Here is an 18,309-nt window from a genome sequence, read left to right as displayed (position 1 = left end):
ACGAACTGTCGTAAGCTCGATTATGATGACACGAGATGTCATCGGATTCGGAGAGCGGAAGAAAATGAGCGACAACACTGCGGCGTGGATCGATTCCGCCTATGCGGACCTGACGATTCGAGATGCCCCGATACCGAAGCCGAGGGCAGGGCAGCTCTTGCTCGAGGTGCATGCGGTGGCGGTGAATCCGCTCGATGCGATCATCCAGTCCAACGGCACTGTCATGTACGGATGGTTGCGCTACCCGGTGATCCTCGGGGAGGACGTCGCGGGCGTGGTCGTCGAGACCGGAGCGGGCGTGGACGATTTCGTCGTCGGAGACCGCGTCGTGGCGTATGCGATGGGCTTGGAGAAGGGTCGGGATGCCGTCTCCGAGAGCGGCTTCCAGACCTATGTCGCGGTCGACGCGAGCCTGGCCGCCGCTCTGCCGGCCACCACAGCTTTCGAGGATGCCGCCGTCCTGCCGCTGGCGGTGTCCACTGCGGCGGCCGGTCTGTTCGAGAAGGAGCAGCTGGGACTGGACTACTCCCGTCTCGGAGACGCGGCGCATCGCGATGAGGTCGTCGTGATCTGGGGCGGCGCGACAGCCGTCGGAGGCAATGCGATCCAACTCGCCCGAGCAGCCGGTTATCGCGTCATCACGACGGCCTCTGCGAAGAACCATGACCGGATGAAGCGGCTGGGAGCAGAAGCCGCCTTCGACTATCGCGACCCGGAAGCGGCGAATCGGATCGTCGAAGCCGTCGGCGGCTCCGCCGTGGCGGGGATCCTCGCCGTCGCGGTGGGATCGGCCGAGCCCTGTCTGAGGATCGCCCGCGCCACCGGTGCCACGCGGATCGCGATGGCGAGCCCTCCCGTCTCGTTCTACGAACAACCCCGCCGTGGCGGTCTCTCCCTCGCCCGCATCCGCCTCTTCCTGAAGCTCGGAACGAGGACCGCCCTCCTGCAGGTGCGCAGTCGCGCTCGCGGCATCAGGGCATCATTCATCTGGGGGAGCGCCATCGCCACTTCTCCCGTGGGTCCGGCCGTCTGGGGCGGGTATCTCCCTGCCGCTCTCGCTTCGGGCAGCCACCACCTCTACCCGGAGGCCCACATCGCAGGACACGGGCTTTCGGCCATCCAAGAAGCCATCGACACCCTTCGCCGTGGCGTATCGGCACGGAAACTCGTCATCACCCTCGACCACCCGCCGACGAATCCGTGACGGATCCACGAGGAGGAGCCGGAGTGCGTCGCGGGAACAGCGAGCGGGGCGTCACATATATGGAGGGGCTGACGGGAATCGAACCCGCGCTATCTGCTTGGGAAGCAGAAGTTCTGCCATTGAACTACAGCCCCGTACCTGCATCCGAGGAGCAGGTGAACGCAAGCCTACCCGCCTGATCCGTCATGGCCAAAGTGTCGGCGGCGTGTGCCAACTAGGCTGGGGCCGTGCTTCTCAGCGACCGCGACATCAGAGCAGAACTCGCCTCCGGCCACATCGGTCTCGACCCGCACGAGCCGGAGATGATCCAGCCGTCGAGCATCGACGTGCGCCTCGACCGCTACTTCCGTCTCTTCGACAACCACAAGTACCCGTTCATCGACCCGTCGGTCGATCAGCCGGAGCTGACTCGGCTGATCGAGGTCGACCCCGACGAGCCGTTCATCCTGCACCCGGGCGAGTTCGCGCTCGGTGCCACGTTCGAGCAGGTCTCCCTGGCCGATGACATCGCGGCTCGCCTCGAGGGCAAGTCGTCGCTCGGTCGCCTGGGGCTGATCACGCACTCGACCGCCGGCTTCATCGACCCCGGGTTCACGGGGCACGTGACGCTCGAGCTCGCGAATGTCGCGACGCTGCCCATCAAGCTGTGGCCCGGAATGAAGATCGGTCAGCTGTGCTTCTTCCGGCTGACGTCGCCGGCCGAGAACCCGTACGGTTCGGGCCCGTACGGCAACCGCTACCAGGGGCAGCGCGGGCCGACCGCCTCCCGCTCGTTCCAGAACTTCCACAAGACGGACGTCGGCACGACCGACGTCGGAGCCGTAGGGGGCTGAGATGAGCAGTGACAGCAGAGATCCGTACATCCGACCGGAGGATGCTGTCATTCCGCCGCCTCCGCCCGAGTCCGAGGTTCCGGATGCGGTGATCCCGCCGCCTCCCGCGGAGTCCGAGATTCCGGATGCCGTCATTCCGCCGCCTCCGCCCGAGGCGATGCTTCCCAGCACTCGCCGGTCGCGGCCCAAGCCGGCGATCCTCACGGGCGATCAGCCGGCGCCGGTGGCAGACGACTGGGCGCAGCCGTCGGTGGCACCTGAGGTGCCGACATCCGGGGGATACCGCGCGCTGTCGGCGGTGATCTTCGGCTTCCTCATCGTGCTGCTCGCGGCGGCGATCGCCGGCGCGGTCTACCTCGGCACGACGGTGTCGTTCGCGCAGCCGGCGGGTGCCCCGGATGTCGTCGCCGCCGCCGCGACTCTGTGGCGTGGGTGAGCTGCGACGCGACCCTGAGGTCGACGCCGCGTACGTGACGGTGGGCGCAGCCATCGCGGATGGCGAGGTCGCGAGAACCGTCGCGGTGAACCTGCCCGACGACATCTCCGGTGAGCTGTTTCTCGACTTCGATCGCGACGGCCACCTGCTCGGCATCGAGATTCTCGGTGCCTCCCGGTTGCTCCACCCGGAAGAACCGGGCGCCTGACCTTCGCGCCGCGTTCGGCAGCGTCAGCCTGCGGCGGCGCGCACTCGAATCGGATGCGGTGGTGCGGCTCGTCGACGAGGTCGTTCTGCCCGCTCTGCGCTAGGCGCCTCTCCGCAGCTCGCGACGGGGTCGGCGCTGTTCTCCTGGCTTGAGCTGCCTCGGGGTGCGGTTCCGGCGCGCGGGAACGCCCCGTGCGCCGAAGCGAACGGGGCGTTCTGGGTGCAGCGGATGCGGGTGTGACGCCTCAGGCGTCGCGGCCGCGGGAGAAGCCGGCGTCGAAGCCGCGCTCGTAGGCGTGCTGCGCCGCGCGGGCGACGCGGTGCTCGCCGTGACGCACGTCTCCGAACCCACCGTGACCGTGACCACCATGGCGGTGGTCACGGTCTTCCACGATGTCACGCGGGTGGCCGTGGTGGCCGTGGTGTGAGCGGCGTGCGTCCGCGAAGCGGTCGTGGCCCGGGTGTCCGCGGTGGCCGCACTCGCGGCGGCGGAACTCGGCATCCGAATCGTGATCGAGGTCGCGCTCGTGCTCGGACGCGAAATCGGGTGCGACACCGTGATCGCGTCCGAACGGGTGTCGGTGGTGGCGGCCGAAACCGCGCCCCGGGGCGAATCCGGGTCCGAAACCGTGGCGGCCGAAGCCGCGGCGACGGCCGCGTCCACGAGGAAGCGGCGTCTGCTCGTCCCAACCGAACGCGCGAGCGATCTGCTGGAGCGTGGCCAGTGTGGTCTCGAGGTCTTCGGGCCCGACCGCGTCGGTGACCTTGGCGCGGATGCCGTCGACGACGGCACTGAGGCGGTCTTTCGCCGCGCGGCCGTCGTCGGTGAGCGTCCAGCCGCGGTCGCTGTCGGTATCGGCGACGACCCAGCCGCGCTCGACCAGGCTGTGCAGCTTGTGTGCGTTGAGGGGGCGGCGGGCCGGCGCGGTGCCGTCGATGATGTTCAGCATCCGCCAGTCGCGGCGGCTTGCATGCTCGCCGTCGAAAGCGGAGTCGAACTCGGCCGCCATCAGGCGGTCGACGGCCTTCAGCCAATAGCCGAAGGGGCGGGAGGTGCTGTCTGTGTTCTGAGTGTCAGAGGTGTTCATGGGTGGAGTCCTTAGATGTCATGGAGCATGTGCTTGTCACTATGCATGTATATGTAGTGTGACATGTAGTGCAGATCCATGTCAAGTCGCATGTAAAATCGATCTGTGAGCGCCGCAGAGAACGACCCCGCCGAGGCCATCGCCCGCGCCCTGTCGCGCCTTCGCGGAAGGCGCCCCGGCGACCGTGGTCGCGGATCGCGAGGGATGGGCGGGCCGCACGGCTGGCACGGCGGACCCCACCCTGACCACTTCGAGCAGGGGAGTCACGGACGCGGGCACCCTGTGCACCCCGGCATGCCGCCGTGGGCGAACGACCCGTCCGGACGCTTCGGCGGCCCGGCGCGGATGCGGATGCTCGAGGCGCTCGCCGCGGCATCCGCTCCTCTCAGCGTCAGTGATCTCGGCGCGGCGATCGGAGTCGATCAGCCCCGGGCCTCGCGGCTCGTGCAACAGGGGGTCGCTCACGGTTTCGTGCGCCGCGAGGCCGACCCCGACGACGCGCGGCGCACGCGCATCGCGTTGACGGACGAAGGGCGCAAGGTCGCTCGGGGCATGCGCGGCGAGCGGCGGGAGGCGCTCGGCAAGGCGCTCGCCGCATTCACGGATGAGGAGCGCGATCAGCTCGCGACGCTGCTGAACAAGCTCGCCGACAACTGGGAGAACTGACTGGCGCGTGGCGGTACTGGCGGTCGGTGTGGGTAGGCGCTCGCCGGTGTTCCGGAATGCATGTCCAGTGTTCCGGAATATGCTTCTGACCTGGCCGAAAAGAGGCTGACTTCAGGGCTCGAATGTCGGTGGCCCCGTGTGTGATGGAGTCATGTCATCCCGCACTCGTGCCCTTCTCGATCAGGTCGTCTCCGACCTCGATCAGGTGCTGTCCGACGACGCGCTCGCGGGGCTTACGGATGCAGAACGGGTCGAGGTCCTGCAGGCTGCGAGCGCGGCGTTCCGGCGGGTCGAAGCCGTGGTGGTCGAGACGATCGCCGCAGGGGATGCGGTGGACTTCCCGCATGCCACGGGGTGCCGCACTCAGAACGAACTGCTGCAGCGCACCCTGCTGACAGACGTGCGAGAGGCGACGCGCGTCGGCAAGGTGGTCGCTCTGGTCCGCCGGGACGTGAATCTGGTGTCCGGCGATCGGCTGCCTGCTCGCTGGCCGGCGCTGCGGGAGGCGCTGCTCGATGGGGTGATCGGAGTCGCGGGGATGCTCGCCGCGACAGAGCCGATCGAGAAGGTGTCGCATCGCATCGGTGCCGCTGATCGGCTCGACGCCGACACGTGTCTCGCTCGCGCGGCTCGCGGCATCAGACCTGACGCCGAGGCGGGCCCCGACGGGGAGGTCCGTGGCCCGGCGCCCACACTCGATGAGCTGAAGCTGCTTGCTGAGACGCTGGTCGCGCTGCTCGACCCTGATGGAGACGGGCCGGGTGATGAGCCTGCCCGGCGTCGGGGGATAACCCTCGGGCGGGTGCGAGACGGGCTGCGGTCGATCAAGGGATACCTGACGCCCGAGGTCGCCGCGCAGTTGGAGCTGATCCTCGATGCGCTGAACAACCCCAAGGGGGACGGGCCGCCGATGCCCGGCGTCGCGTTCACGCCCGCGGCCGATCGCGGTGACGCGGAAGACGGCGATGCGGCAGACGGCGACGAGGATCCGTACAACTCCGATCCGCGTGCCGTCATCGATGACCGCACGCCGGCGCAGAAGCGTCATGATGCTCTCGCCGCGGCATTGGCGATCGCCGCCCGTCATCGAGATATGCCCGCACTCGGAGGCGCCGCACCGGTGCTGGTCGTGATGGTGGATGCGAACGACCTCGTGAACGGCACCGGGCGTGCGAGCGTCAGCGGTGCGTGGGGCCAACTGCCTCTGGGTGTCGCCTCCCACGTCGGATGCTCCGGCACCATCCAGCGAGTTCTCCTCGACGAGGGTCGGATCATCGGGATCACGACGACCGATCGGGTGTTCACCGTGCATCAACGTCGCGCGATCATCGCCCGCGACAGAGAATGCCTCATCCCCGGGTGCCATGTCCCGGCATCGTGGTGCGAGATCCATCACGTCACCGAACACGCCAGGGGCGGGCCGACGCATACCGACAACGGGGTGCCGTTGTGCTGGTGGCACCACCGGAGTCTGGGAACGTCCGGGTGGGAGATCCGGATGAATGACGGCATTCCGCAGGTGCGAGGGCCGAGGTGGTGGGACCCCGCACAGCAATGGCGCACCCCAAGACTCAGCGCCTCGGCGCAGGGCAGAACGCGGCGGCCGCCCGTCTTCGCGCGTGCCGGATGAACTCTTCGCGCGTGCCGGATGAACTCAGACAGCTGCCCCGAACTCGAGGGACTCCTCGTCGTCGACCGACAGCGACAGCACCACCGTCTCGACGACGTCGTGCGCCTCGATCTGCTGCTCGATCGCGCGCAGGCTTCGAGCCACATCGTGCTCACGCGCGTCACCGGTCAGGTCGACCTCGGCGACGATGAACAGGCGGTTCGGGCCCACGTACTCGATGTGCAGATACGTGAGCCGCTGGATCTGCGGAGACGAGAGCAGCGCCCGCCCGACTCGATCACGCAGCGCGGGCGACGCGTTGGAGCCCACCAGAAACGCGATGTTGCGTCCGATGAGGATGACCGCCACGACACCCAGCAGGATGCCGACGAGGATCGACCCGATCGCATCCCATGCGGCGACGCCGGTGACCTGGTGCATCGCGATCGCGCCGGCCGCGATCACGAGGCCGATCAGAGCCGCCAGGTCCTCGAAGAACACCGCCCGCAGCGTCGTGTCGCTGGTGTCGAGCACGTAGTCCCACGTCGACGATCCGCGCTCGCGTGCCAACCGTCGAGACTTCACCATCGCCTGCGTGAACGACGCGCCCTCGAGCACGAATGCGATGCCGAGCACGGTGTACGCGACGGTCGGGCTCTCGACCGGGCCCGTCTCGGACAGCTCTTGGACACCATGCATGATCGACACGATCGAGCCGGCGGTGAAGATGCCGAACGCCGCGATCAACGACCAGACGAACGCCGCGCGCCCGTAGCCCAGCGGATGCCGGGCATCCTTCGCCCGCGCACCGCGACGGTCGGCGATCAGGAGGAAGACCTCGTTGCCGGCATCCGCCCACGAGTGCGCGGCTTCGGCGACCATCGACGCGGAAGAGGTGATCACGGCCGCGACCGTCTTGGCGATCGCGACGAGGATGTTGGCGAGGAAAGCGATGATGACCGTCACGCGGTCAGGCTACTCCCGGGGCTGCGACGTCCGCGGGCCATCGGATCAGGCCCGCTGTGTCGCCTTCACCGGCAGCAGCAGGAGGAACCCGGTGATCAGCACCAGCACGATGCCCAGGATGCCGTACGACGTCGACCCCGAGAGCACGATCAGCAGCGTCCACGCACCGGATGCCATCCAGCTCGCCGCCCGCCCGGTCGTGGCGTAGAGGCCGAAGATCTCGCCCTCGCGCCCGGCCGGGGTGATGCGGGCGAGGAACGACCGGGATGCCGCCTGCGCGGGACCGACGAATGCGCAGAGCAGCAGGCCGCCGATCCAGAACACGACCGTGCCCGCATCCACGAGGAAGAAGACGGCGAGCCCCGCGATCACCATCGAGGCGAGCGAGATGAGGATGATGCGCTTCGGCCCGAAGCGGTCGTCGTAGCGGCCGGCGATGATCGTCGAGACGCCCGCGATGAGGTTCGCTGCGATGCCGAAGATCACGAGATCGAGGAAGGCGAAGTCGAACACCTGGCTGGCGATGACGGCCCCGAAGGCGAAGACGCCGCCGAGTCCGTCGCGGAACACCGCGCTCGACAGCAGGAACCAGAACGTCTGACGGGTCTCGGGGTTGCGGTAGAGGCCGACGACGTCCTTCACGAGAAGTCCGTAGGAGGCGAAGAAGCCGACCTTGCGCTCGGGGCGCCCGAGCGACGGCTCCGGCACGTTGAGGAAGATCGGGATCGAGAAGACGATCGCCCAGATCGCGCAGCCGACGGCGATGATGCGGAAGGGCAGCCCCCCGTCCTCCGGCAGGCCGAACCAGTCGAGCATATAGAAGATGACGACCAGGACGAGAGCGATGATCCCGCCGATGTAGCCGAACCCCCATCCGAGCCCCGAGATGCGGCCCACGGTCTTGGGGTTCGCGATGCCGACGAGCATCGCGTTCGAGTTCACGGCAGCGATCTCGCCGAACACAGAGCCGGCCGATATCAATGCGACGCCCAGCCAGAACAGCGCGGGCGTCGGCTCGACGAACCACAGGCCGAACATGCAGGCGACGAGCGCGCCGGTGCCGATCCCGAGCCAGAGCTTCTGGCGCCCCGCGGCATCCGCTCGCTGACCGAGCACCGGTGCGATCAGGAGGATCGCGATGCCGGCGATCGTCGACCCGAGGCCGAGCCCCGAGGCGAGATCGGCCTCAGCGGCTTCGCGGATCGGATCCTTGGCGTCGAGGCCCGCGATCGACGCCGGCAGGAAAGCCTCGGTCGTGAGGTACAGGGCCGTGAAGATGAAGGTCAGGATGACGGTGTTGAAAGGCTGCGTCGCCCAATCCCACAGCGCCCACGAGTAGACCTGCTTCTTCGGGGCCGGTGTCTCGCCGCGCAGGTCGAGGCCGATCACGCCGACCGCGCCGCTGTTGGCCGTCGCAGCGGGCTCGGGCACCGCGCCGCTCTGCGGGGATTCGCTCATGCTCGAAGTCTGGCGGCGCGGGGTGAACGGACGGTGACGGCGCGCCGGGTGCCGGTGCGAGGCGCGCCGCCCTCACGCGTACGACGCGGCGAGCAGCTCGGCGAACAGCTCTTCGGGGTCGCGTTCGACACGGCGGCGGGTGAACCAGTCGCAGATGTTGACGCAGTCGCGGTGCAGGAGATCCAGGCCTCGCGGGTTCGCGATGATGTCCACGATCTGCGGCAGGTCGATCACCCGCACCCGGCCGTCGTGCACGAGCAGGTTGTACGCCGAGAGGTCGCCGTGGGCGAAGCCCGCCGCAGCGAAGATCCGCATCAGGTCGACGATCTGGTCGTACAGATCGGCCAGCTCGCCCCGGTCGCTGCGCACCGCCGCCAGGCGAGGTGCCGCGACCCCGCTCGCGTCGCCGATGAACTCCATCAGCAGCTCGGTGCCGTTGACCTGCACGGGGTAGGGGACCGGCGCGCCGAGCTCCCACATGCGGCACAGCGCATCGAACTCCGCGAACGACCACTGCAGGGCGGCGACCGCCCGGCCGTGCTCGCTCTTCTTCGCGAGCGCCCTGGTGTCGCGGGTGTTCCTGGTGCTGCGGCCCTCGGTGTAGACGCCCGAGCGGTGGAAGCTGCTGTGATCGGTGTCGCGGTAGCGCTTGGCGGCGAGCAATGTGCGCTGGGCGGGGTCATCCGGCACCGCCCGTTCGAGCAGGAACACGTCGGCCTCCTTGCCGGTCTTCAGGATGCCGAGTTCGGTGTCGAGCGCGCCGGCGCTCGTCACCACCCAGGCCGGCCAGGGCAGCGGCCCACGTTCAGAGGGGGTGATCGCCGGCCAGGTGGTCCAGCGCTGGCCGTCGCCGGGCTCGACATCGGCGAACGTCGGGACCGATTCGAAGGGGGAGGCGTCGAAGGTCGACGCACCGGAGAGACGGGAAGAGGATGCTTCGGAAGAAGCGAACAGATCAGACACGGTGTGGCTCCTGAAGAGGGAGGCCACGCGCGGATCAGGAGCGGGAGGCCTCGAGAGGAAGGATGTCGGCGAAGGGCACGACAGAGACGGTGGTCATGTCATCCACTCCTCTCGCTCTGGCCTTCCGGGAGAACCCCGGTGCGTCGTCGAGCCTAGGGTGCGGAGCCGACCGGTGTCCAGACCCGATCCGGACGAATGGTCGGATGCCGTGGACGCCGTGTCGGGCGGAGGGGCCGCAGCGCTGCGAGTGTGGAACCATGACGACGACCGCGCCCGTGCCCGTGACGACCGCCCGCACCGAGAGCATCCGCTACGGCGGGCTCATCGTGCTCATGCTGATGGGCTTCCTGCTCGTCACGGCGGAGTTCCTGCCGAACGGCGTGCTCACCGAGATGGCCGATGCGCTCGGCGTGACCCCCGGTCAGGCGGGACAGACCGTCACGGTCACCGCTCTCGTCGGCCTGATCGTCGCACCGACGGTGGGACTCATCTTCCCCCGCCTCGACCGCCGATCGCTGCTCGTCTGGATGGCGCTCGCCGCAGCGGTGTCGAACCTCATCGTCGCCGTCGCGCCCAACCTGATCATCGTCCTCCTCGCCCGATTCCTGCTCGGTGCCGCGATCAGCGCGTTCTGGGCGATGTCGATCACGGTCGCCGTGCGCCTCGCCGGACCCGAGCATCTCGGCAGAGGGGTCATGTTCACGTCCGCGGGCGTCTCGCTCGCCACCGTCGCCGGAGTGCCGCTGGGCGTGATGCTCAGCGAGATCGTCGACTGGCAGACGGTGTTCGCGATCGCCGGTGTGCTCATGGTGCTGCTGGCCGTCGCGCTGAGATTCGTGCTGCCCTCGGTGCCGGCGGAGCAGGCGTCCAGCATCCGACTCCTGGTCGACACGGTGCGCCGCCCCGGCATCGCACTCGGCATGGTCGGACACGTGCTCGTGGTGCTCGGGCACTTCCTCGCCTACACGTACGTGCGACTGGCTCTCGAGCGCATCCCCGAGGTCGACGGCTCGACGATCATCCTGCTGCTCGCGCTCTTCGGCGTCGGCGGTCTCGCCGGCAACCTCGGTCTCGGGTTCTTCATCGACCGCACGTTCGCCTTCTTCGCCGTCTTCGCGCCGCTCGTGATCGCGGCCTCGGTGCTGTCGATGATCTTCCTGTCGGGATCGGTCCTCGGCATCGCGATCGTCGTGCTCGTCTGGGGGTTCTTCTTCTCCTCCTGGCTGCTCGTGATCAACACCTGGGTGGGCCACCGCACCCCCGATCGCCTCGAGGCCGGGGGCAGCCTCGTGGTCGTCGGGTTCCAGGGGGCCATCACGATCGCCGCCGGTGTCGGCGGCCTGCTCGTCGACACGCTGAGCGTCGAGGTCGTCTACGTCGTGGGCGCGGCGGCTCTGCTGCTCGGTGCCGTGCTGTTCGGTGCGTCGAACCGGATGAGCACCGCGGCGGCGCGGCTCTGAGCCGTCTCGCCGTGCCCGGCAGGGCGGTCGCCGGGCTCAGGCCGGAACGGCGGTGAGCTGCGATGCCCGCCAGGCGGAGGGCGTCATCCCCGTGCGGCGGCGGAACGCACGGCTGAAACCCTCATCCGAGGCGTAGCCCAACTCGCGAGAGATCTCGCTGATCGACCGGCCCTCGCTCAGCATCCGCTTCGCCGCGTCGACGCGCACCTCGGTGACGTAGTCGGCGGGTGAGCGTCCGATCGCGCTGCGGAACCGCTCGGCGAACACCGACCGAGACATCGCGCCGACGTTCGCGAGGCGCTCGACCGTCCAGTCGCGTCCGGGCTGCTCGTGGATCGCCTCGACCACCCGGTCGAGGAACGGATCGTTCGACACCGAGGGCCAGCCGGCGGGCGCGCAGCCGTTCGCCGCCCAGGCACGGATGACCGAGAGCAGAACGGTCTGAGCCATCATCCGGCAGATCACGGGATCGCCCTGACGCGAGGGGCAGGTGGCGGGGTCGGAGGGGCCCATGCTGCCGGCGAGCGCGGCCGCCGCCGGCTCGAGCGCGGCGAACGACATGACGGTGATCGGATCGGGAAGAAGCGCGGCGATCATCGAGGCGCTGTCCGAGAACTCCAGGTCGACGACCACCAGGTCGGCCGTCCCGTCGGCTTCGAGGGCGATCGCGGCGCGGCCGAGCGTCAGGAACGCGTCTCCGGCGACCAGGTTCGCGCTCAGCGGGCGATCGTCCACCGCGACGAGCTGGGCCGCGTCGTCGACGTCGAGGCGGCATCCGGTGGTCAGCGGGGGGGTGCCCGTGCACCGAACCCGATGCGATGTACACGAGGGTGGCGGCACCTGAGGGGATCGGCAGGATGCCGCCGGTGGCGAGTGCGACGCGACGGGCGACACCGACGCGGAGGTCGACGGCGTCGAGCACCTGCCCGAGGGCTGCGGAGTCGACGGTCACCATGCCTTCGGCAACGCCCGGGCCCTCATAGCTATTCCGGATACGCTGAAGGAACCCCCCACCCGAGGAGTCCCGTGTTCCGCACACCCGACCGCCTGTTCCGAGTTCTCGCGATCGCGGAGGCGATCACCTGGACCCTTCTGATCTCGGCGATCATCGCCCGTGCCGCCGGTGCGCCGGGCATCGTCGTGACGGTGGGCGGTGGCATCCACGGGTTCGTGTTCCTCGCCTATGCGGCGACGGCCGTGCTCGTCGCGCTCAACCAGCGCTGGCACCTCGGCGTCGCGATCCTCGCCGTGGCGAGTGCGATCGTGCCCTACGCGACCATCCCGATGGAGATCTGGCTGCACCGCACCGGTCGGCTGGCCGGTGACTGGCGCCTGGAGCAGACCGACGACCCGCACGACGCGCGCTGGTACGACCGCCTCATGCGCTGGTTCCTGCGTCGCCCGTGGGTGCTCGCGATCCTGCTCGCCGTCGGCATCGTCGCGCTGTACGTGATCCTGCTGCTGGTCGGCCCGCCCGGCGGCAAGTGAGCCGAGGCCCGGCTCACGAGATGACGACGGCGTTCTTGTCGATCACCTCGGCCATCGTCGCGTCGATGTCGCCACCGGTGCAGTCGACGATCACGTAGAGTCCGACCCCGGTCGCGGTGAAGGCGCGCGCCGCCATCGCCCACTGACGGTCGGCCTCCTGCCCGAGGACCTGCCGGTTCTCGACGTCGGCATTGCCGCCGACCTGGTAGCTGAAGCCTCCGGTGGTCGACAACGGGGTGATCGCGGCGGCATCCGCCTCGCCCAGGATGACGGCGAGCATCGCATCGGAGCTCACGCTGTCATCGCCGGCCACGGTCGGCACATCGGGGATGAGTCCCTGCCAGAACTGCGCGGTGCACGTGTCGTCGACCGTGCCGTAGGTCCAGCCTCCGTTGCCGTCGTCAGGCTCGACGATCTTCCAGCCGTCGTCGACGACGAAGCCGTCTCCCCACTGGATGTAGGCGCTCGCCGGGATGTCTGCGCCGTCGGCGAAGGTCATCGACGACGGCAGATCGCCGGAGGGCTGCTCGGACGGAATCGCGGTCGGGGAGGGATCGGGTCCGTCGCCGTCGGGGACGTTCACCGGGATCTGCGCATACAGGCACCCGCTGAGCGGCAGCACGGCCAGCGCGACCACCGAGGCGGCGGCGAGGCGGACGAGCGGCGAGACCTGCGAGATGCGCGTCATGCCGGTCAGCCTAGCCCTCGGTGCGGGCACCGAGTCAGTGCGCTGTCGCGATCCCGACCGCGTCGTGCACGATCACGGACGCGACCCTCGCGCCGGCCCCCGCGGCGACGATCAGCTGCTGAGGGCCGGGGATCGCCGCATCGCCGGCGGCGTAGAGCCCCGGGACGTCGGTGCGCCCCGACCGGTCGGTGACGAGGTGCCCGTCGTGGTCGATGGCAGGTGCGAAGCCGCGGAGGAACGACAGATCGGTCTCCCACTCGGGGCGCACGAAGCCGCCCTCGACCGCGACGACGGTGCCGTCGGTCAGTCTGATCGCCTCGATGCGGCCGCGGTCGCCGACGAGCTCGGCGATGGGAAGCCGCTGCACGGCCACCCCGGAGGCGGCGAGCTCGGTTTCTTCGGCGGGGCTGACGGTGTCGGCTCCGAGGGTGAAGATCGTGAGATCCTCGGTCCAGCGCGCGATGAGGCGGGCTCGCTCGGCGATGTCGGGGGTCTCGCCGATGAGCGCGAGTCGTCGGCCGCGCAGCTCCCACGCGTCGCAGGCGGCGCAGCTGAACAGGCTGATGCCGTAGAAGCCGCGGAGGTTGGGGACGTCGGGGAGGGTTTCGCGCAGGCCCGTCGCGAGCAGCACGGTCCGGGCGGTCACCACGTCGGTGGGATCCTTGCGCCCCACGGATGCCGTGAACCCTCCGTCCGCATCGGCATCCGCACCTGCATCCGTCCTGCGGAGTTCGAGCACCCTGACGCGTGTGCGCACCTCGATGTTCGGGTAGGCGGAGAGCTCTTCGCGGGCCATGCGACGCAGCTCGTGCGGGGCGACTCCGTCACGGGTGAGGAAGCCGTGGGAGTTCAGCGTGGCGGCGTTGCGCGGGCGATCGGCGTCGACCACGAGCACCCGCATGAGCGAACGGCCGAGATTCAGGGCGGCGGAGAGGCCGGCGGGGCCACCGCCGATCACGAGCACGTCGTAGGTGTCCGCCTCAGCAATTCGCACGTCCTCAGTCTGCCACCTCGGAGCTGAGGGTCGCCTAACTCGCGGGGGCCTCGGCGTGCGGGCCTAGCATGACGACGTCGCCGACGACCACGACCGCGGGGGAGCGCACCTGCCGCTCGGCGGCGAGATGCGCGATCGTCGCGAGCGTGCCGACGGTGACGCGCTGACGTGCGCCGAACCCGTCCTCGATGATCGCCACGGGGCAGTCCCCGCCGCGCTCGCCGGCCGCGAGCACGTGCGCCGAATGGCCGAGCGTGTTCACGCCCATGAGCAGCACGACGGTGTGGTCGCGTCCGCCACCGAGCGCGACGATCTGATCATGTGCGCTGGCGACGGTGAACGTCTCGGCGATTCCGCGCTGCGTCAGCGGGATGCCGGCGAGGCCGGGCACCGCGACCGCGCTCGTCACCCCGGCGACCACCTCGACGGGAATGCCGGCCGCCTCGCAGAACAGCTGCTCCTCGCGACCGCGGCCGAAGACGAACGGATCGCCGCCCTTGAGCCGCACCACGCGGCGCCCGTCCCTGGCCAGCGAGACGAGCAGTGCGTTGATGCCGTCCTGCGGCACCGGGTGGTGACCGGGGAGCTTGCCGACGTCGACCACCTCGGCATCCAGCAGGACGCCGTCCTCGGCGAGCTGCGCGAGCACGGCCCGGGCTCCGAGACGGTCGGCCACGATCACATCGGCCTGCTGCAGCGCACGCAGACCGCGCAGAGTCAGCAGGCCCGCGTCGCCGGGTCCGGCACCGACCAGCGTGACCGTGCCGACCCGGGAGGGCGTGTCCGGGGTCATGACCGTGCGGCAGTGGCGGGCAGTCGAGCCGCCGCCTCGTCGTATCGGGCGATGACTAGGTCGATCAGCGGCTGCGGCACCGTCACGCCGTCGAGCAGGGGCGCGGTGACGGAGCGTCCTGCGGTCTGCCTGATCGTGAGGTCGAAGAAGAAGCCCTGCGCGAGCAGATAGGTCGAGACGACCGCGTCGGGGTGCGCGGCGATCGATGAGGGCAGGTCGGGCTGCCGGGCCGCGAGATAGGCGAGCTCGACCATCGCGCCGAGTCGCAGCGAGAGCAGGGAGGCCATGGCCTCGGCATCCGTCACCGACGCGGGGTCGCGAGAGCCCGCCACCGCGAGGATCACCGGCTCGAGCCGTGCCGCGTCGGCGGACGTGGCGGAGGCCGCACCTGCTGCCGCGAGTCGATCCGCGAGCACCTCGGCGAGCCGGGGGTCGGGTCCCATCGCGTCGCTGACGACGGCGTCCGGCTTCTTCGCCGCCATCCCGTGCAGGTCGTGGTGCACGTGGAAGCCGCGCGACAGCAGCAGCGGCACGATCACGACCGGCCCCTCGATCGTCGGAAGGAGGTCGGCGGCATCGGGCTGCTGCACGTCGACGAAGGCGCTGCGCACCTCGACGTCGGGAAGCGCGGCGGCGACCGCATCGACCAGGTCGGCGATCGCCCGGGCACCCTCGGCATCCGAGGTGCCGTGCGAGACGGCGAGCAGGATGGGGCGGCTCATGGTGCGACTGTAGGCGAGCCGTGTGACGACGGTGTTTCGAGGATCTCGCGGCACCTCGGGTGCGAATGTGCGCGTCTGGTCGCAAAGTTGAGCCGGGTTGTATCAACTTCATTTGACAGCCTCGGGAGGTCGGAGTACAGTTGAGTCATCGCGACTCAGGTTTCCCTGATCGCCCCGGATTTCCAGACCCACATCAACCTCAGCAACAAAGGAGAATCACATGGCACGTGCTGTTGGAATCGACCTCGGTACGACGAACTCCGTCGTCAGTGTCCTCGAAGGTGGCGAGCCCAAGGTCATCGCCAACGCCGAGGGCTTCCGCACCACCCCCTCGGTCGTCGCATTCACGAAGGACGGCGAGGTGCTCGTCGGTGAGACCGCGAAGCGCCAGGCCGTCACGAACGTCGATCGCACCATCGCATCCGTCAAGCGTCACGTCGGCACCGACTGGACGTTCGACGTCGACGGCAAGAAGTGGACGCCGCAGGAGATCTCCGCGCGCATCCTCCAGAAGCTCAAGCGCGACGCCGAGTCCTACCTGGGCGACACGGTGACGGATGCCGTCATCACCGTCCCCGCGTACTTCAACGACGCCGAGCGTCAGGCCACCAAGGAGGCCGGTGAGATCGCGGGCCTCAACGTCCTGCGCATCATCAACGAGCCGACCGCCGCAGCCCTCGCCTACGGCCTCGACAAGGGCAAGGAAGACGAGCTCATCCTGGTCTTCGACCTGGGTGGCGGAACCTTCGACGTCTCGCTCCTCGAGGTGGGCAAGGACGACGACTTCTCGACGATCCAGGTGCGCTCCACCGCGGGTGACAACCGCCTCGGCGGTGACGACTGGGACCAGCGTCTCGTCGACCACCTGATCAAGCAGTTCAAGGAGACCACGGGCGTCGACGTCTCGGGCGACAAGATCGCTCTGCAGCGTCTCAAGGAGGCGGCTGAGCAGGCGAAGAAGGAGCTCTCCTCCTCGACCAGCACCAGCATCAACCTGCCGTACCTGTCGCTGACCGAGTCGGGCCCCGTCTCGCTCTCCGAGACCATCACCCGCGCGAAGTTCGAGGACCTCACCAAGGACCTCCTCGACCGCACCAAGAAGCCGTTCGAGGATGTCATCCGCGAAGCCGGCATCAAGGTCGCCGACATCGATCACATCGTGCTCGTGGGTGGATCGACCCGTATGCCCGCCGTCGCCGAGCTCGTCAAGCGCGAGACCGGCAAGGAGGCCAACAAGGGCGTCAACCCCGATGAGGTCGTCGCCGTGGGCGCAGCCCTCCAGGCCGGTGTCCTCAAGGGTGAGCGCAAGGACGTGCTGCTCATCGACGTCACGCCCCTCAGCCTCGGAATCGAGACCAAGGGCGGCATGATGACCAAGCTCATCGAGCGCAACACGGCCATCCCGACCAAGCGCAGCGAGACCTTCACCACGGCAGACGACAACCAGCCGTCCGTCGCGATCCAGGTCTTCCAGGGCGAGCGCGACTTCACCCGCGACAACAAGCCGCTGGGAACGTTCGAGCTCACCGGAATCGCCCCGGCTCCCCGCGGCATCCCACAGATCGAGGTCACGTTCGACATCGACGCCAACGGCATCGTGCACGTGTCCGCCAAGGACAAGGGCACGGGCACGGAGAAGTCGATCGTCATCTCCGGCGGCTCGTCGCTGTCGAAGGAGGACATCGAGCGCATGGTGCGCGAGGCCGAGGAGCACGCGGCTGAGGACAAGGCGCGCCGCGAGGCCGCCGAGGTCCGCAACCAGGCCGAGACGCTCGCGTACTCGATCGACAAGCTGATCACCGAGAACGACGAGAAGCTGCCCGAAGACGTCAAGACCGAGGTCAAGGCCGACGTCGACGCTCTGAAGACGGCTCTGGCCGGCGACGACGACGAGGCCGTGAAGACCGCGTTCGACAAGCTGAACCAGTCGCAGGGCAAGATCGGCGAGGCCATCTACGCACAGTCCCAGGCAGAGGGCGCTCCGAGCGCCGACGCCGCGGGCGAGGCTCCGGCCGATGACACCTCCTCCGACGAGGACGTCATCGATGCCGAGGTCGTCGACGACGAGGACGAGAAGAAGTAATCATGACGGACAAGAACTTCGAAGGTGACGACGAGGTTCGCAGCGAGGGGTCGGATGCTCAGGCATCCGGCCCCGCGCCGCAGAATCCCGACTCGCGCGAGGCCGCGGCCGCAGAAGGATCCGACGAGACGCCGGTCGACGGCGCCCCCGACGATCTGACGGTCGATGACATCCTCGGCGCCACCCAGACCGGCGAGGCCGCAGCAGAGGATGCTGTGCTCGCCGACCTGGAGTCGACGCTGCTGAACGACCTCAAGCGCCTCCAGGCCGAATACGCCAACTACCGCCGCCGCACCGAAGAGCAGCGCCAGGTCGAGATCGAGCGCGCGAAGGGCGAGGCCGCCAAGGGCCTCATCCCCGTGCTCGACGATCTCGACCGCGCCGCGCAACACGGTGACCTGGTCGAGGGGACTCCCTTCGCCGTCATCGCCGGCAAGGTGCGTGCGGTCGTCGAGCGTCTCGGTGTCGTCTCGTACGGCGAGAAGGGCGAGGAATTCGACCCGCAGCGTCACGAGGCGATCTTCCAGCAGCCCACCCCGGGCGCCGACAAGACCACGGTGCTCGAGGTCGTCGAGGTGGGCTACCGCCTCGGTGACGTCGAGCTGCGTCCCGCGAAGGTCGTCGTCGCCGTACCCGCAGAGTAGGTGATCG

Annotated in this window: 20 protein-coding genes and 1 tRNA gene; 11 read left to right on the top strand and 10 right to left on the bottom strand. The window is 68.9% G+C overall.

Annotated features, from left to right (window positions below):
* Positions 1-64 precede the first annotated feature (64 nt).
* On the top strand, positions 65-1,204 hold the full coding sequence (locus tag BMW26_RS16370) for a zinc-binding alcohol dehydrogenase family protein (protein ID WP_072592393.1): 1,140 nt from the start codon (positions 65-67) through the stop codon (positions 1,202-1,204).
* Between the two features lie 60 nt (positions 1,205-1,264).
* Here the strand turns inward: BMW26_RS16370 and BMW26_RS16365 are convergent.
* A tRNA-Gly gene (locus BMW26_RS16365) sits at positions 1,265-1,338 on the bottom strand.
* 93 nt (positions 1,339-1,431) lie between these two features.
* On the opposite strand from BMW26_RS16365, the gene dcd reads away from it, so the two are divergent.
* From dcd to BMW26_RS16350, 3 genes are read left to right on the top strand one after another with little or no spacing between them, the layout of a single operon-like run.
* Positions 1,432-2,037, top strand: a complete 606-nt coding sequence (gene dcd / locus BMW26_RS16360; protein ID WP_042536862.1) for a dCTP deaminase — start codon at positions 1,432-1,434, stop codon at positions 2,035-2,037.
* Position 2,038: 1 nt separating this feature from the next.
* Positions 2,039-2,473, top strand: a complete 435-nt coding sequence (locus tag BMW26_RS16355) for a hypothetical protein (protein ID WP_072592062.1) — start codon at positions 2,039-2,041, stop codon at positions 2,471-2,473.
* Positions 2,466-2,681, top strand: a complete 216-nt coding sequence (locus BMW26_RS16350) for a DUF2283 domain-containing protein (RefSeq protein ID WP_230100931.1) — start codon at positions 2,466-2,468, stop codon at positions 2,679-2,681. The genes BMW26_RS16355 and BMW26_RS16350 overlap by 8 nt, the downstream gene beginning before the upstream one ends.
* Before the next feature lie 99 nt (positions 2,682-2,780).
* Here the strand turns inward: BMW26_RS16350 and BMW26_RS18105 are convergent, their stop codons facing one another.
* On the bottom strand, positions 2,781-3,344 hold the full coding sequence (locus BMW26_RS18105) for a hypothetical protein (RefSeq protein WP_198032350.1): 564 nt from the start codon (positions 3,342-3,344) through the stop codon (positions 2,781-2,783).
* On the opposite strand from BMW26_RS18105, the gene BMW26_RS18100 reads away from it, so the two are divergent.
* The 3 genes from BMW26_RS18100 to BMW26_RS16335 all read left to right on the top strand — a co-directional run bounded on the left by BMW26_RS18100 (position 3,310) and on the right by BMW26_RS16335 (position 6,064).
* The gene (locus tag BMW26_RS18100) at positions 3,310-3,783 is read left to right on the top strand and encodes a hypothetical protein (protein WP_198032349.1); all 474 of its coding nucleotides are present in this window, start codon (positions 3,310-3,312) and stop codon (positions 3,781-3,783) included. The genes BMW26_RS18105 and BMW26_RS18100 overlap by 35 nt on opposite strands.
* Before the next feature lie 90 nt (positions 3,784-3,873).
* The gene (locus tag BMW26_RS17985; RefSeq protein WP_072592060.1) at positions 3,874-4,434 is read left to right on the top strand and encodes a MarR family winged helix-turn-helix transcriptional regulator; all 561 of its coding nucleotides are present in this window, start codon (positions 3,874-3,876) and stop codon (positions 4,432-4,434) included.
* A 151-nt stretch (positions 4,435-4,585) separates the two neighbouring features.
* Positions 4,586-6,064 carry an HNH endonuclease signature motif containing protein gene (locus BMW26_RS16335; RefSeq protein WP_072592059.1) on the top strand — a complete coding sequence of 493 codons (1,479 nt, stop codon included), beginning with the start codon at positions 4,586-4,588 and terminating at the stop codon, positions 6,062-6,064.
* Between the two features lie 24 nt (positions 6,065-6,088).
* On the opposite strand, the gene BMW26_RS16330 is transcribed toward BMW26_RS16335, so the two are convergent.
* The 3 genes from BMW26_RS16330 to BMW26_RS16320 form a co-directional block, all read right to left on the bottom strand.
* Positions 6,089-7,009 (bottom strand): cation diffusion facilitator family transporter, encoded by a 921-nt coding sequence (locus BMW26_RS16330; protein WP_053098074.1) that lies wholly within the window; start codon positions 7,007-7,009, stop codon positions 6,089-6,091.
* A gap of 45 nt (positions 7,010-7,054) precedes the next feature.
* Complete coding sequence (locus tag BMW26_RS16325; protein ID WP_072592058.1) at positions 7,055-8,467, bottom strand: MFS transporter; 1,413 nt, start codon at positions 8,465-8,467, stop codon at positions 7,055-7,057.
* A 72-nt stretch (positions 8,468-8,539) separates the two neighbouring features.
* Entirely contained in the window at positions 8,540-9,430 is an 891-nt protein-coding gene (locus BMW26_RS16320) for a serine protein kinase RIO (RefSeq protein WP_072592057.1), read from the bottom strand.
* A gap of 257 nt (positions 9,431-9,687) precedes the next feature.
* Here BMW26_RS16320 and BMW26_RS16315 point away from each other — a divergent pair, with 257 nt between their 5' ends.
* The gene (locus BMW26_RS16315) at positions 9,688-10,890 is read left to right on the top strand and encodes an MFS transporter (RefSeq protein WP_072592056.1); all 1,203 of its coding nucleotides are present in this window, start codon (positions 9,688-9,690) and stop codon (positions 10,888-10,890) included.
* A gap of 36 nt (positions 10,891-10,926) precedes the next feature.
* On the opposite strand, the gene BMW26_RS17505 is transcribed toward BMW26_RS16315, so the two are convergent.
* Positions 10,927-11,625, bottom strand: a complete 699-nt coding sequence (locus tag BMW26_RS17505; protein WP_232224494.1) for a helix-turn-helix domain-containing protein — start codon at positions 11,623-11,625, stop codon at positions 10,927-10,929.
* A 291-nt stretch (positions 11,626-11,916) separates the two neighbouring features.
* On the opposite strand from BMW26_RS17505, the gene BMW26_RS16305 reads away from it, so the two are divergent.
* Positions 11,917-12,378, top strand: a complete 462-nt coding sequence (locus BMW26_RS16305; RefSeq protein WP_072592055.1) for a DUF3817 domain-containing protein — start codon at positions 11,917-11,919, stop codon at positions 12,376-12,378.
* A 13-nt stretch (positions 12,379-12,391) separates the two neighbouring features.
* Here BMW26_RS16305 and BMW26_RS16300 read toward each other — a convergent pair whose 3' ends face one another.
* Genes BMW26_RS16300 through BMW26_RS16285 form a run of 4 tightly spaced genes read right to left on the bottom strand, consistent with a single transcriptional unit; the run spans position 12,392 to position 15,575 of the window.
* The gene (locus BMW26_RS16300) at positions 12,392-13,066 is read right to left on the bottom strand and encodes a hypothetical protein (RefSeq protein ID WP_072592054.1); all 675 of its coding nucleotides are present in this window, start codon (positions 13,064-13,066) and stop codon (positions 12,392-12,394) included.
* Positions 13,067-13,100: 34 nt separating this feature from the next.
* Positions 13,101-14,060 (bottom strand): NAD(P)/FAD-dependent oxidoreductase, encoded by a 960-nt coding sequence (locus BMW26_RS16295; RefSeq protein WP_232224493.1) that lies wholly within the window; start codon positions 14,058-14,060, stop codon positions 13,101-13,103.
* 34 nt (positions 14,061-14,094) lie between these two features.
* Positions 14,095-14,853: a uroporphyrinogen-III C-methyltransferase gene (gene cobA / locus BMW26_RS16290; protein WP_072592053.1), complete on the bottom strand. Its 759-nt coding sequence runs from the start codon at positions 14,851-14,853 to the stop codon at positions 14,095-14,097.
* Positions 14,850-15,575 (bottom strand): sirohydrochlorin chelatase, encoded by a 726-nt coding sequence (locus tag BMW26_RS16285; RefSeq protein WP_072592391.1) that lies wholly within the window; start codon positions 15,573-15,575, stop codon positions 14,850-14,852. Before BMW26_RS16285 ends, cobA begins: the two co-directional genes overlap by 4 nt.
* A 220-nt stretch (positions 15,576-15,795) precedes the next feature.
* Between BMW26_RS16285 and dnaK the strand changes: the two genes are divergently transcribed.
* On the top strand, positions 15,796-17,658 hold the full coding sequence (gene dnaK, locus BMW26_RS16280) for a molecular chaperone DnaK (RefSeq protein WP_053098066.1): 1,863 nt from the start codon (positions 15,796-15,798) through the stop codon (positions 17,656-17,658).
* Between the two features lie 2 nt (positions 17,659-17,660).
* Positions 17,661-18,302, top strand: coding sequence for a nucleotide exchange factor GrpE (locus BMW26_RS16275; RefSeq protein WP_053098065.1), 642 nt, complete (start codon positions 17,661-17,663; stop codon positions 18,300-18,302).
* The last annotated feature ends 7 nt before the right edge of the window (positions 18,303-18,309 follow it).

The organism is Microbacterium sp. 1.5R, assembly GCF_001889265.1.
GTDB lineage: Bacteria > Actinomycetota > Actinomycetes > Actinomycetales > Microbacteriaceae > Microbacterium.
This window is presented reverse-complemented; position numbering and strand designations above follow the sequence as displayed.

Coding starts and splice junctions, on each gene's coding strand:
- BMW26_RS16370 (WP_072592393.1), top strand. CDS start 65: ATGAGCGACAACACTGCGGCGTGGATCGATTCCGCCTATGCGGACCTG.
- BMW26_RS16355 (WP_072592062.1), top strand. CDS start 2,039: ATGAGCAGTGACAGCAGAGATCCGTACATCCGACCGGAGGATGCTGTC.
- BMW26_RS16335 (WP_072592059.1), top strand. CDS start 4,586: ATGTCATCCCGCACTCGTGCCCTTCTCGATCAGGTCGTCTCCGACCTC.
- BMW26_RS16325 (WP_072592058.1), bottom strand. CDS start 8,467: ATGAGCGAATCCCCGCAGAGCGGCGCGGTGCCCGAGCCCGCTGCGACG.
- BMW26_RS16315 (WP_072592056.1), top strand. CDS start 9,688: ATGACGACGACCGCGCCCGTGCCCGTGACGACCGCCCGCACCGAGAGC.
- BMW26_RS16300 (WP_072592054.1), bottom strand. CDS start 13,066: ATGACGCGCATCTCGCAGGTCTCGCCGCTCGTCCGCCTCGCCGCCGCC.
- cobA (WP_072592053.1), bottom strand. CDS start 14,853: ATGACCCCGGACACGCCCTCCCGGGTCGGCACGGTCACGCTGGTCGGT.
- BMW26_RS16285 (WP_072592391.1), bottom strand. CDS start 15,575: ATGAGCCGCCCCATCCTGCTCGCCGTCTCGCACGGCACCTCGGATGCC.
- dnaK (WP_053098066.1), top strand. CDS start 15,796: ATGGCACGTGCTGTTGGAATCGACCTCGGTACGACGAACTCCGTCGTC.
- BMW26_RS16275 (WP_053098065.1), top strand. CDS start 17,661: ATGACGGACAAGAACTTCGAAGGTGACGACGAGGTTCGCAGCGAGGGG.